Source organism: Nostoc sp. DSM 114159 (assembly GCF_053470285.1).
Window position 1 is genome coordinate 613,875 of sequence record NZ_JBPFEH010000001.1, and the last position, 14,052, is coordinate 627,926.

Sequence of the window (14,052 nt, forward strand, 5' to 3'; positions counted from 1 at the left end):
TACAAAATTTATCTTAATATAGAGATTTATGACAATTGAACAAAACCAAAAAACTAAAGATATTTAGCAATCAGGTTGTTGATTATTTCAGATACGCCCACAATAATAACTGTTAATAAACCTGCTAGAATAACTAGCAATCCTACAAGTAACATCCCATTTAAACCAGCTTTAAAAAGATTATTAGTTAAGAGATTTCTGAAAATAAAGACAACGAGTAAATTGGCGATGATAGCAATAACAATTAAATAAGCTTTTTCTAGAAGTGGGCGAGATTGAATAAAGATTAATCCTCCTAAAATGAGCAACCACAATCCAGAGCTAATCCAAGTCGTTCCAAGAAAACTTATAAGTGCGATCGCTAAAAATGAACTACCCGATCCAGCTATTATTGCTCCAGACAATAATCTCCTGTTAGATAATTGTGGTAGATATCGAGTTGATTGATATTGATTTTGCGGTTGCGTTCTTGATGGTAGAGTAGGTGGAATAACAGTAGGAGGTGATGTATACCTTAGCGGTGGCAACTTCTTCAAGTCTTGTAAGACAGCCTGTGCAGATTGATAACGCTGTTCGTGATTTTCTTGTAGACACTTGTTAAGAATCATCTCTAATTCTTGACTTATAGGTTGCGTTAAATACTGCCGCCAACTAGAAGTCCAACCATAGCCTTGTTTCATCCACAAACTCGAAGGAGAAATATTGGTCAGCAGTTGAAAGCAAGTTATTCCTAAACTGTAAATATCACTAGACAGAAAAACTTTACCCGTTTGCATTTGCTCAATTGGTGCATAACCCAAAGAACCAATAATTGTCCCGATCGTAGTGTTTGTAGGTTCCGTTTTTTGTTTTGCCACCCCAAAATCAATTAGTACTAACTTCCCATCATTTTGACGGCGAATAATATTTTCTGGTTTAATATCTCGGTGAATTACTTGTTGTTGATGGATGTCTACCATTACGGATAATAAATCATTTAAAAAATCTCGAATTTTGGCTTCATCAAAAACTCCCTGTTGTTTTAACTCTTGCAACAGATTTTGCCCTTCGATAAACTGCTGCACTAAATACAGATATTCAGCTTCCTTAAAATATGCATATAAATTGGGAATTTGGACATGTTCTCCTAGTTCTTTGAGACGTTTAGCTTCTCGTTCAAACAACTCAGTCGCTTTTTTATGTGCCTGACTACCTTGACTGGCATAAAATTGACTTAGAACCAGCTGCTTAACAACACATCGTTCATTGAGCTTGTCTATATCTTCTGCAATATATGTGCGTGAAAAACCTCCTCTTCCTAATGGTGCGATGATTCGGTAACGATTTCTCAAGAGCGATACCAACTGTGTGCCACAACTGAGGCAGAAATTTGCCCCGTCAGGATTTTTGGGATTCTCGCAATTAGGATTTAGGCAGCAGACCATATAACTATCGCTGTCATTTTATTAGTTTTTAGGATATACCTTAAATTCTCTAGAAGCGTTACATTGTAAAGTCTCTACATAGATAATGACGTAGGCGTAGCCCGCACTTCTCTACGAGACGCTCTTGCTAGCTTGCTTCCACGAAGTGGTACGACAAGCTTAGTGACCATCGTAGACATCGCTTCTTACTCTCCTAAACAATTGACCTCGCTCTACATTGTGAGAATTCCGTGTAAGTTGAATATTTTTGTAGAGATACCCACCCCATTCTAGTCAATAAAAACCAGGCTTGGCGATCGCTTCTCTATCGATCCCAAACACGAAATAACCTGACTTTTAGCAGCCAGGAACTTCATCTCTCTGGGACAAAGATCGCACTTTTCACCAAAGTATTTCAATGACAAAATTCTTCTATGCGAATCAACCGCAATTCTCAAAAGCAATACAGCCCTTCAGTTAACACCTGTTTGTCACAGAAGCTTTTTTATCCCACCAACGCCGTAATTACCACACATCTCGATTGTGGGGTTTACAAAACTCCCCGCAATTGTGACGATTACGCTAGAATTATTAAAGGTTCTTTACAGAATTTGCCGATCCTTCTCAATTCTGTTAAAACAGCCTAGCATTCAAATGTAAATCTTATAAACACCCTCTAGAGTTCACCAAAAGCTTCTATGACGCTCCCAATTCGCAACGTCGCCATTATCGCCCACGTTGACCACGGCAAAACCACGCTGGTTGACGCACTCCTCAAACAATCCGGCATTTTCCGCGAAGGCGAAGACGTTCCGGATTGCGTTATGGACTCCAACGCCCTAGAACGGGAACGGGGTATTACTATCCTGTCCAAAAATACAGCAGTTCGCTACAAAGAAACACTAATTAATATTGTTGATACTCCTGGACACGCTGACTTTGGTGGCGAAGTTGAACGGGTACTCGGCATGGTTGACGGATGTCTTCTGATTGTCGATGCTAATGAAGGCCCCATGCCCCAAACACGCTTTGTTCTGAAAAAAGCTTTAGAAAAAGGGCTGCGTCCTATCGTTGTCATCAACAAAATCGATCGCGGTCAGGCTGACCCCCACGTTGCTGTAGATAAAGTCTTGGATCTGTTCTTGGAATTAGGCGCAGATGAAGACCAATGTGATTTTCCTTATCTGTTCGCCTCCGGGATGGGAGGTTTTGCCAAAGAAACCTTGGAAGCAGAATCGGTAGACATGCAACCTTTGTTTAACGCGATTCTGAAACACGTTCCATCACCAGTGGGCGATCGCAATAAGCCTCTACAATTACAAGTCACAACCCTAGATTATTCTGAATATCTGGGACGGATTATCATTGGCAGAATTCACAACGGTACTATCCGTTCAGGACAACAAGCGGCTTTAGTCACAGAAAATGGCACCATTGTCAAAGGTAAAATTACCAAGTTGATGGGCTTTGAAGGACTCAAGCGTGTAGACCTGGAAGAAGCAACCGCAGGTTATATTGTGGCGGTGGCTGGTTTCGCCGATGCTTATATTGGGGAAACGATTACCGATCCTAACGAACCCCAAGCTTTACCACTAATTAAAGTAGATGAACCAACTTTGCAAATGACCTTCTGGGTGAACGATTCGCCCTTTGCGGGTCAAGAAGGTAAGTTGGTGACATCAAGACAAGTACGCGATCGCCTTTTCCGCGAACTGGAAACCAACGTGGCTTTGCGTGTCGAAGAAACCGATTCTCCCGATAAATTCCTCGTCTCCGGTCGTGGAGAACTCCACCTGGGTATCTTAATTGAAACCATGCGCCGCGAAGGATTCGAGTTTCAGGTATCTCAGCCACAGGTAATTTACCGTGAAGTCAACGGTCAACCTTGCGAACCTTACGAACTCTTGGTGTTAGACATTCCTGTTGATGCTGTGGGTAGCTGTATCGAACGCCTGGGACAACGTAAAGGCGAAATGCAAGATATGCAGCCTGGTAGTGGCGATCGCACCCAACTAGAGTTTGTCATTCCCGCCCGTGGTTTGATTGGTTTCCGGGGTGAATTCATGCGGATGACTCGTGGCGAAGGCATCATGAACCACAGCTTCTTAGATTACCGTCAACTGAGTGGCGATATTGAAGCCCGTAACAAAGGTGTTTTAATCTCCTTTGAAGAAGGCGTTTCTACCTTCTACGCCATGAAAAACGCCGAAGATAGAGGAGCATTCTTTATTACTCCCGGCACAAAGGTTTACAGAGGCATGATTGTCGGCGAACACAATCGTCCGCAAGATTTGGAACTGAATATCTGTAAAACCAAGCAGTTAACCAACCACCGCGCTGCTGGTGGCGATGAACTAGTGCAACTGCAAGCACCAATAGACATGAGCCTAGAACGTGCTTTGGAATACATTGGCCCCGATGAATTGGTAGAAGTTACACCCCAATCAATTCGTCTGCGGAAGATGTCGAAGAAGTTGGCGAAACGCTAAGTAAAGCAATAACTTAATTAATTTAGAAAGTCCGCATCAGCGGGCTTTTTATTTTGTTATCTACTGCATTTTGTTTAAATTATTGCGCATCAAATAGAAGTGCAATCTAAACTGCATTGACGTTATATGTGAGGAAATTTTGGGCATTCTATAAATAGAATTTGCTGATTAAATTCTTCACAATATAATTGCACATCTAGCAATGAAATCTAAATTGTATACATCTCAAGTTATTGCTACTGCTAACCGTATTGATGTAACTAAACTTCCTTGGGTTTTATATATTGATAAAAAATCACTTCCTACCTTCGGTGGTATTTATTTTGTAGGCAGTGATCAAGAGCCTACAGCTTATATTGGTCAAGCCGGATGTTTCAAAACTCGTTTTATTGGACATCATCGAAAAAATGCTTTTGAGCAACTGGTTAAAGAATATGGTAAAAAATGTGTCAGAGTCCGCTATTGGCAAGCACCATTAATGCCTAAATGCGAATTAGTACCTTTCCTGTCTCAACTAGAGAGTTATTTAATAGAAAATTCCAAAACAAGGTATAACCACACAGCAAATTCTTTGCCTAAAACACCATTTGCATCTAGACAACGCACTTATTATCACCCTATATATGTCCAGTTAAATAAGTTAGGTGAATACTATGTACCAAAGTCTTCAGATCGAACGGCAGGATTCTACTTCAGTCTTCAAAAAATCCACATGGCTGAAAATGCTATTAAATATCATTCTCCAACATTTATAATTTCCAGTGGTACTTGGAAAGATGCTTTATACGAATATGATAATAATCTTAATTCAGAGTGGAAGCAATACTCAACACTATATTTCTTAGAAGTAAGATTTCAAGCGCGTTGGATTAACTATGTTGGTCAGGGTGGCATAGAAGATTATGTTCTCTGTGGCGATCAGGCTACTTTCCATCGTATTTTCTTAAATGAGCACCCAGGCTTTAAGGAATTCTCAATTAAGTATTTAAGAACGGGACTAACAAATTGCAGTAAATCAGATTTTTGTGAAACTCTGCTGGGTTTAACAAAAGCACCTATATGAGATTGGCACAGGCTTATAATACAGCTGCTCAAGTTGTTGGTAAAGACAGAACGCTAGCCAGTAGGCACTCTTACACAAAGCGATCGCCCTTGCCATGCATTTAGTCAAATCCTTGAGTCAAAATGAAGAGGACTGAAAAAGGCAATTATCATGACTATTCGTGAAACTGCGATCGCTCTTAGTGCTGCTTTGATTTCACCAAAATTAGATAATACTGCTATCTTTAAGGTAAATAATTTTCATCTAATAATTGTACAAGAGTGTAAGGACATTTTTCTAAAAAAATATTTAAATCGGTTTTAATTTTCACAAACTCAACTGCACTTTGATAAATATTCTCTAAATCATCCTGTAACTTTTTTGTTAAATTCGTTGTTAAATGATTATTTAAGTCATATCTAAAAGTTTTAATTTCTCCAATCCAATGACGATAGTTTCTCTCATATTCAATCTGCCAATATTGGAGTAACAATATATGAATAATAATTTGCCTTAAAAGACCTTTTGCTTTAGCTAAATCTCTTTTACCCAAACTGATTAATTCCTCAATTAAGTTTTCTAAATCAAGCTGGCTAAACTGTTTTTGTTTTAATAATTCAATAGTTTCTTCTAACCATAAATTCTCATCGGTTTCATAGAGTTGTTTTAGTTTGGTAGTAATTGTCATTTTTTTACCTTCTACATACATTCCATAATTTAACTATATACAATTATAAATTTACAGATTTTCACACAAAGCGATCGCCGATTAAAAATTATCAATATATTTTGTTAGAAACATTAATTGATTTGCCATACCCTCGGCTTCTACACGTATGCGATCGCTCTTGTCAATTCCCATCACTGAGACAAAAGCGATCGCGTGGTTTGATAACTATTCTCCAAGTTACTCTTGAGATAATAATGGCTCAAATAATTGGTAAGCCTCATAGTTCCGAAAATGTCGAGTATATAAATCAACAATATCCTCAGATGAATCAAAATCATCATACAAAACTGAATTCACGTCTACTACTTGCTGTAAAGACCAAGTAATAGTTTCTTCATTTTCATTTGTATAGCTGACACTTTCATTTTTCCCATGATTCAAAGCTTTTGCTTTTGCTTCCTCCAAAGAAGCGGCTTTAATCAAGACAAAGCTTTCTTGGTACAAAGGTTGATAATCAGGTTTATCTGAAAATGATTTGTAAAGAATTATAGCAATATAGAAGGATTCTGCTTGATTTGCACTTTCAGTTTTCATCTCATGTTCTCCACGGCTACTTTTTAAATCTATTATCATTTAATAATTTCCAAGCTTTTTTACCAATAGCCGATTTGTTTTTCTTAATGTCTTCTAAATAAGAGTTCAGAAACTCACTGGGAAACTCCCGCCTAATCGATGCTTTTCGGCACACACTAATAAAAGTATCAGCAAACAAACTTAAGTTGTCGTTGGCTTCACAACTAGCACCTGGTCTAAATTGGCTTATTAGTAAGGATTGCTGAGATAAACTTGGATTGCTGTAATTATAGGTTAAAGCCTGGGAGTGAGCAGCAATAGATTGCACAAACAATCCCATAGTTAACAGACTGACCAGTGGTTTTTGCAGCATATAGTTGAAAAATAGCCGACTATTTCTGTTTTCATAAGAAGATAGTGAATTAATATTACCGCCTAAACCAACTACGTACCCAATGCCATAACCGACGACAATTTCATCATAAATTTTTGTAGCCAGCATCGATTTACCTGTGCCACCGATGCCTTCTATACCAATTAAAAAGGTATTTTTATCAATTAACCATTGCTGTATTTGGGCAATTTCTGCTGTTCTTCCTTGCCAGTAAGCCAAACTTTTACCGGGATTCCCTGCTTTGAGAACCCCCGGCGATTCTGGTGGAGAGATTTGTTGCAATCGCTCTAGTATTGGTTGTATATCGTCAACAATAAATTTGACTTCTGCTGCATTGCATTTAACTGCCCTACCATAGTCACTTTACTGTCACCGTGGGCAGTGGCATTCATTTCAATGTTGTTCGGGTTACTGGGGCTGGGTTCCTCTACCATTGCTTAGAGTAGGTAGAAATTTTGCTTGATATTGTGGCTGTGAACTGGGCCGTTCCTGTTCAGAACTGGGCCGTTCCTGCTTAAAACCCGGCCGTTCCTGTTTGGAACTCGGCCGTTCTTGTTTGGAACTCGGTCGTTCCTGCTTAAAACCCGGCCGTTCCTGTTCGGAACCCGGCCGTTCCTGCTTAAAACCCGGCCGTTCCTGTTCGGAACCCGGCCGTTCCTGCTTAAAACCTGGCCGTTCCTGTTTGGAACCCGGCCGTTCCTGCTCAGAACTCGAAACATCAAAATTTTTAGGGTAGGCAGTACTCTATCCACCCTATTCAATTAAAAACTTACTTGGTTTGCGTCAATCTTCCCAACTTGCTTCACCGTACTTTGGTCGTAAGCATTAGCACTGACCTGAATATTGTCTCCGGGTTTGTCAGTCGATGCTTGCAAAATCTTAGCTATTTCGTCTGCAAGTGCTGTATCCGCTTCTAAAATCTTCTTAAGTTGCACTCGCAAACTTGCTTGTAAATCTTCATCTTCTGGCTTTTGTGCCACATCCGTTGCTGCTTCGTTTGCTGCTTCTTTCGCCTCTACTTTGGGATGTAACTTAGCCCAAATAGCTTTGGCTTTATTCCAAACATCCTCACCTACTTTTTGAGATGCACCTTCTACGGCTTTGTTACCCACATTCAACAGAAATGGCAGACAGGGAGCGAGAAATTTAACGAGTAAAGCTATATTCATTGATTTATGATGTCTATCTCACAAATGTACATTTTTATTGAGTATAATTAACGCTTCTTCCCCTATCACCTTGAAGCGAAATTTAGCCCAATAATCGCTGCCACGTTAGTTCTTTTGTCGCTTCATCCCAATGCCAGCGTAATAAATTAGCAGGTTGACTTTTGGTAATTCCAGGCAAACCAATCGCTCGTCTAGGTGCATCTGTAGCTAACAAAATAGCAGTCTCTACATCACAAATCCCCCACTTCACCAAATTCTGCACTCCCACTAATAAGGGTAAAGTCGTCCCCGATAAAGTGCCATCGGCTAGTCGTGCCGTACCGTTTTTAACTTCAATTTGCCGACTGTCCCAAGGATACACGCCATCGGGTAGCCCTAGAGGTGAAAGGGCATCACTGACGAGGAACAGCCCTTTTTCTTCATAGCTAGCGCGAAGTAATATTTGCAGCATCGTGGGCGAAACGTGTTCGCCATCAGCAATAAAACCACACATGACATCAGAATGGGTAATTGCTGCCCCTAATAATCCTGGTTCGCGGTGATGCAATGGTGGCATAGCATTGAAAGCATGAGTTACCATCGTTGCACCGAGTTCAAAAGCAAGTTGCGCTTGGGCTGATGTCGCCTGAGAATGTCCTAAACTAACGGTAATTCCCAAAGAACGCAAATATGGAATTACTTCGTCAGTGGGATCTAACTCCGGCGCTAAAGTGATGACTTTCACGAGCGTTGCATAATCTCCCAAAACCCGCCTTACCTCGTCAATTGTTAAGGGTAACAAGTACTCTGCTGGGTGTGCGCCGCGCTTATGGCAATTCAAACATGGGCCTTCTAAATGGACTCCGAGAATCTTGGCACCAGCTTGTTGACAGGGGATAATATCAGCAATCACAGCAAGCGATCGCTGAATATTTTCTACTGAAGTTGTTACAAGTGTCGGTAAAAATCCATCTACCCCGACATCCCACAAAAATTGCGTTATTTTCTGGAGTACATGAGCATTTTCAGCCGTTAAATCAGGAAATGCCAAACCCAATGCACCGTTAATTTGCAAATCAACGCCACCCAATGAAATCCAGTCACCTGCAACATCGATCGCGGATGCACAGATGTCTTTCCCGACTGTATCCATTGGCAAAATTTGCTCAATTATGCCCTCTTGATTAACCAAGAGCATCTGCAAATTTTTGTAACCAGGCACTCTAGCATTGATAATATCTACAGGATTTTGTGTTGCTTGGGTCATCACACTGGCGAGAATAGAGCTAAATCTGATTTTAGATGCAACTTACATCAATGAATCAATTCAAACAACGCCAATAGATGAGATGATGATCCGCATCACTTAGCTTCCATAAGCTAGCTCAAATAATTTTGAATTTTGAATTTTGAATTTTGAATTATTATGACTCCCCTAGTTGGTATTATCATGGGCAGCGATTCCGATTTGCCCACTATGAAAGATGCGATCGCAGTTTGTGAAGAATTTGGTATTGAGAGCGAAGTAGCGATCGTTTCGGCTCACCGCACCCCAGAACGCATGGTGCAATATGCTCAACTTGCACACCAACGCGGTATTAAGGTAATTATTGCAGGTGCCGGTGGTGCTGCCCATCTACCTGGAATGGTAGCGTCTTTGACTCCCCTTCCTGTGATCGGTGTTCCTGTACCCACTCGGAACTTACAAGGTGTAGATTCTTTGTATTCTATTTTACAGATGCCTGGTGGTATTCCTGTGGCAACAGTAGCGATCGGTAATGCCAAAAATGCCGGTCTTTTAGCAATACAAATCCTCGCAACTCATCAACCAGAATTGTTAGAAAAAGTACAACAATATCGTCAAACCTTATGTGAATCAGTAATTGCAAAGCAAGCAAAACTAGAACAACTAGGCTATGAACAATATTTACAGCAGATGTTTTAATAAATATTAATACCAGAGCAGCAGGGAAGATCGGGGAGCAGGGGGCAGGGAGCAGGGAGCAGGGGAGGCAGGGGGCAGGGAGCAGGGAGCAGGGAGCAGGGGAGCAGGGGAGCAGGGGAGCAGGGAGATGAGGGAGATGAGGGAGTGAGGGGACAAGGGGATAAACAAAACTCATTACTCATTACTCATTACTCATTACTCATTACTCATTACTCATTACTCATTACTCATTACTCAACACTGTTTTGACCAATGACCAATGACAAATGACCAATGACAAATAACAAATGACAAACCAAACTATTCAAATTGTTGCCCGTGTTATTGCTTTGCCTAACAAAGTAGAAGAACTAAAAGCTGTACTGTTGGAACTTATTGAGCCAACCCGTCAGGAAGCAGGTGCGATTAAGTATGAACTTTTGCAAAACCAATACGATCCAACAGACTTTACTTTTGTAGAAGAGTGGACTTCTGATGAAGCCCTGAATACTCATCTAGATTCACCCCATTTCCAAGCGGCCGCAGCTAAACTCGAAGGTTTAGTGACTGCTGCACCAGATATCCGCCGTTACCATCTTTTGGCATAGTGTCATCATCCTAACTAGAAGCAGACTCTTTATTTTTGGGGATCGTTTGGCATATCTCAGCCTTAAATTCTAAGATTGAAGCGATCGCTCCAGAATCAATGCAGCATTCTGAAGTATCTTGATCCTGAGACCTTAGTCAAAAATTGAGAGCTAATGTGCCAATTGCTCGGAATGAATTGCAATGTTCCAACGGATATTTGCTTTTCTTTTGAAGGGTTTTCTGCACGGGGAGGAAAAACGGATGACCATAGCGATGGTTGGGGCATTGCTTTCTTTGAAGGAAAGGGATGTCGAATGTTTTTAGACGCTCAACCTTCTGTTGCTTCTCCGGTAGCTGAGTTTGTGCGGAGTTATCCCATCCACTCAACCCATGTCATAGCCCATATCCGCAAAGCTACTCAGGGTGAAATTGCCTTACACAATTGCCATCCTTTCCGCAGAGAATTGTGGGGCCAGTATTGGGTGTTTGCCCACAACGGTAATTTGCCAGATTTTGATCCAGAAAATTTGGGCTTTTATCAAGCCGTAGGTGATACCGATAGTGAAAAAGCATTCTGTACGATCCTAGAAACATTGCGATCGCGCTTTCCTAAAGGTAAGCCCGATATCAAGGAACTGTACTTTGTGCTGCAAGAAATTACTGCTGTAATTGCGAAATTAGGTATATTTAATTACTTATTATCAGATGGAGAACACTTTTTTGCCTACTGCTCAACTAAACTCAGCTACATTGTTCGCCAAGCGCCCTTTGCTGCTGCCCATTTAATTGACCAAGACATGACCGTAGATTTTCGGGAAGTGACTACTGAACGCGATCGCGTCGCTGTCATTGCTACCACGCCCCTGACTGACAATGAAGTTTGGACACAAATTCAACCAGGGGAATTACTAGTTTTTCAGGACGGGCTACCCCTGAAATATGCATTCAGTTAATCATAAATATTTGTTCGATTTTTCCCATTTAGATAATTTCTAAATGGGTTTTGTTTTTCATGCTATTTATATTGTAATACATACAGTTCATAATCATACCAATTGAAAAAAGAATGCGACAAATAGATCATTTGTAGAGACGCGATTTATCGCGTCTTTAGCCAAGGATATGTTGCAATCATTAATTGAATTGGTATCACCAATCAAACCCTGATGTAGAGACACTATTTATCGCTTATTGAAAGACCAATTATCTACACCAATAACTCTCGATCGCACAGTATTGGATGTGGCTCACTGTTGTAATTTATCAATATTATATGAAGTCCCCCAACTTAGTTGTTACCAATATATAAAATTTACCATTTATTTTGGTATAAAATTATAAGTTTACACTGAATTTTATTTATATTAATATAATTTCAAAAAGCTGTATTTCATTCATATTAAGGGTTTTAGATATCTTTTATCTACTGCAAGCATCCTTTAAAAAATGTATTGATAACAACATAAAGATCAAATCTCTAATGAATGCTACTCAATTAATTTTAATCATCACAGTTTTCTTTCTAACAAGTGTTATAAGTGTCATTACAGGAAGCACTTCTTTAATTACCGTCCCTGTAATCTTGCAATTGAGCATTGAACCGCGTATTGCTCTTGCCACTAATATGCTGGCATTAACCTTTATGAGCGTTGGTGGTACATTGCCTTTTATTGGTAAAAAAGCAATTGACCACAGGCGCTTGCCAATAATGATTTTATTAACCCTTTTAGGCTCAATTATCGGTGCATTACTTGTTTTAGTTGTACCTTCAAAATCGATGCCTCTGATTATCTCGATTTTGATGATTGTAGTTACCGTCTTTTCAATCACCAATCGGAATGCTGGAATCGTTTCAAAAATAGGGAAACCCTCACCAATAGCAGAAATTGGTGGATATGTGGCAACTTTTGTGCTTGGTGTTTATGGTGGTTTCTTTAGTGGAGGCTATATCACTATGCTCACAGCAGTTTATGTCAGTCTATTTCGGATGACATTTGTGCAGGCGATCGCAAACACAAAGTTTATCAACATTTTTTCTTCGTTAATTGCCACCATTATTTTCTTTATGCAGGGAATAGTTGATTACAAACTAGGTATTATTCTGAGTATTACTATGTTCATTGGTGGAGTTGTTGGATCGCGGGTTGCTCTCAGACTCAGTAACCTCTGGTTGCGCCGTATATTTCTCACTACAGTAATTTCTCTTGCACTCAAGACGTTATTTGATTTTGTTGCACTGCGTTGAACGAAGCCGATATCTACGATGGTCACTGAAGCTCACTCGAAGTGCGGGCTACGCCTACGCTAGATTAGCTATTCTATAGCAAGTTGCTTGATGCAGCAGATAGTTGATTGCGATGCCTACGAAGGGCTGCGCCTATGCAATTTGATAGTTGAAAGTAAAAGCATTTTTAATTTTTCACAGAACTGGTAAAATCACCATGTTCTTGATAAAGAATGTGAGGTTTTTTGGTGTTTGCAACTAGATACATGGAATCATCCAGTATGATAAACACTATATAACTGTATTCCCATCGATTATTTGTGGATTTAGTGGAGGAAATAGAATGAGTTTGTGGCAACGCTTACTGAAAAGATTACAAGCGATGTCTTACGACAAGCTGCTAGCCTACGGCAACGCCAAAGGCGAACGCATCTACGCGTTCAATAGAACGTATCGGTTCAAACTAAATTCGCTCAAAGGCTTTGTATCACTCTTTTTGGTAGGTACTGTATTGAGTGTAGCCCTTGCCGCCTGCTCTGGTGGAGGAACTGGGAGTACTTCTTCCTCTGAAACCCCTGCTGCTAATGCTACTCCTGTGGCTGCAAGCAAAGATAGTGTTGAACTAACTCTAGTTTCCTTTGCTGTCACCAAAGCCGCTCACGAAGCAATTATTCCTAAGTTTGTAGAACAGTGGAAAAAAGATCATAATCAAACTGTCGTCTTCAAGCAAAGCTATGGTGGTTCTGGTTCCCAAACTCGCGCTGTTATTGATGGTTTGGAAGCAGATGTTGTTCACTTAGCATTAGCTGGAGACACTACAAAGATTGAGAAGGCTGGATTGATTCAGCCAGGATGGGAGAAAGAAGTTCCCAACAATGGCATTGTCTCCAAATCTGTTGCAGCAATAGTCACTCGTCCCGGCAATCCTAAAGGCATCAAGAACTGGCAAGATTTAGCCAAAGATGGTGTGAAATTGATTACTGCTAACCCCAAAACTTCCGGCGGTGCTAAGTGGAATTTCTTAGCACTATGGGATTCTGTAATTAAAACAGGTGGCGATGAGGCGAAAGCTACTGAATTTGTGACTAAAGTTTACAAAAATGTGCCAATCTTGCCTAAAGATGCGCGGGAAGCTACTGATACATTTGCCAAGCAAGGGCAGGGAGATGTCTTAATCAACTACGAAAACGAAGTTCTTTTGGCACAACAAAAGGGCGAGAAGGTTGAGTATGTCGTTCCCGATGTGAATATATCCATCGACAATCCGATCGCTGTGGTAGATAAAAACGTCGATAAGCACGGAACCCGCGAAGTTGCTGAAGGTTTTGTGAAATACCTCTATAGCCCAGAAGCACAGCAAGAGTTTGTCAAATTAGGATTCCGTCCTGTGGATGAGACTTTAGCTCAAACCAAGGAAGTCACTGACAAATTTCCTAAGCTGAAAACTCTGGGTACAGTTGCAGACTTGGGCGGTTGGGAAGCAATTGATAAGAAGTTCTTCGCAGATGGGGGCGTGTTTGACAAGATTCAAGGCAAAAAATAATTCGTAATACTTCGGCTACGCCCTTCTCTACGAGAGGCTGCGCCAACGACTACG

At 40.5% G+C, this 14,052-nt stretch carries 13 protein-coding genes; 7 read left to right on the plus strand and 6 right to left on the minus strand.

The genetic code is table 11. From position 1 onward, the window contains the following. Nucleotides 1-53 precede the first annotated feature (53 nt). Entirely contained in the window at nt 54-1,424 is a 1,371-nt protein-coding gene (locus ACR5KR_RS02440; RefSeq protein WP_448265316.1) for a protein kinase domain-containing protein, read from the minus strand. 677 nt (nt 1,425-2,101) lie between these two features. Between ACR5KR_RS02440 and typA the strand changes: the two genes are divergently transcribed. Both typA and ACR5KR_RS02450 read left to right on the plus strand, forming a co-directional pair. Beyond that, nucleotides 2,102-3,892 carry a translational GTPase TypA gene (gene typA / locus ACR5KR_RS02445; protein ID WP_445627921.1) on the plus strand — a complete coding sequence of 597 codons (1,791 nt, stop codon included), beginning with the start codon at nt 2,102-2,104 and terminating at the stop codon, nt 3,890-3,892. Nucleotides 3,893-4,094: 202 nt separating this feature from the next. Beyond that, nucleotides 4,095-4,955: a hypothetical protein gene (locus tag ACR5KR_RS02450; RefSeq protein ID WP_445627920.1), complete on the plus strand. Its 861-nt coding sequence runs from the start codon at nt 4,095-4,097 to the stop codon at nt 4,953-4,955. 223 nt (nt 4,956-5,178) lie between these two features. Here the strand turns inward: ACR5KR_RS02450 and ACR5KR_RS02455 are convergent, their stop codons facing one another. The 5 genes from ACR5KR_RS02455 to nagA form a co-directional block, all read right to left on the minus strand. After that, complete coding sequence (locus ACR5KR_RS02455) at nt 5,179-5,622, minus strand: DUF29 domain-containing protein (protein ID WP_445627919.1); 444 nt, start codon at nt 5,620-5,622, stop codon at nt 5,179-5,181. Between the two features lie 219 nt (nt 5,623-5,841). Then, a complete protein-coding gene (locus ACR5KR_RS02460) occupies nt 5,842-6,198 on the minus strand; it encodes a DUF4288 domain-containing protein (protein ID WP_448265317.1) in 357 nt (118 codons plus the stop codon). A gap of 16 nt (nt 6,199-6,214) precedes the next feature. Continuing rightward, nucleotides 6,215-6,853: a hypothetical protein gene (locus tag ACR5KR_RS02465; protein ID WP_448265318.1), complete on the minus strand. Its 639-nt coding sequence runs from the start codon at nt 6,851-6,853 to the stop codon at nt 6,215-6,217. Between the two features lie 479 nt (nt 6,854-7,332). Beyond that, nucleotides 7,333-7,740 carry a hypothetical protein gene (locus tag ACR5KR_RS02470; protein ID WP_448265319.1) on the minus strand — a complete coding sequence of 136 codons (408 nt, stop codon included), beginning with the start codon at nt 7,738-7,740 and terminating at the stop codon, nt 7,333-7,335. Between the two features lie 82 nt (nt 7,741-7,822). After that, nucleotides 7,823-8,986, minus strand: a complete 1,164-nt coding sequence (gene nagA, locus ACR5KR_RS02475; protein WP_448265320.1) for an N-acetylglucosamine-6-phosphate deacetylase — start codon at nt 8,984-8,986, stop codon at nt 7,823-7,825. A gap of 159 nt (nt 8,987-9,145) precedes the next feature. Between nagA and purE the strand changes: the two genes are divergently transcribed. The 5 genes from purE (at nt 9,146) to ACR5KR_RS02500 (ending at nt 13,998) form a co-directional block, all read left to right on the plus strand. Further along, nucleotides 9,146-9,664, plus strand: a complete 519-nt coding sequence (gene purE, locus ACR5KR_RS02480; RefSeq protein WP_448265321.1) for a 5-(carboxyamino)imidazole ribonucleotide mutase — start codon at nt 9,146-9,148, stop codon at nt 9,662-9,664. Nucleotides 9,665-9,951: 287 nt separating this feature from the next. Further along, entirely contained in the window at nt 9,952-10,251 is a 300-nt protein-coding gene (locus ACR5KR_RS02485) for a putative quinol monooxygenase (protein WP_448265322.1), read from the plus strand. Nucleotides 10,252-10,404: 153 nt separating this feature from the next. Then, on the plus strand, nt 10,405-11,184 hold the full coding sequence (locus tag ACR5KR_RS02490) for a class II glutamine amidotransferase (RefSeq protein WP_448265323.1): 780 nt from the start codon (nt 10,405-10,407) through the stop codon (nt 11,182-11,184). 527 nt (nt 11,185-11,711) lie between these two features. Beyond that, entirely contained in the window at nt 11,712-12,476 is a 765-nt protein-coding gene (locus ACR5KR_RS02495) for a sulfite exporter TauE/SafE family protein (RefSeq protein ID WP_448265324.1), read from the plus strand. A 322-nt stretch (nt 12,477-12,798) separates the two neighbouring features. Beyond that, the gene (locus ACR5KR_RS02500; RefSeq protein WP_448265325.1) at nt 12,799-13,998 is read left to right on the plus strand and encodes a sulfate ABC transporter substrate-binding protein; all 1,200 of its coding nucleotides are present in this window, start codon (nt 12,799-12,801) and stop codon (nt 13,996-13,998) included. Nucleotides 13,999-14,052: the final 54 nt, after the last annotated feature.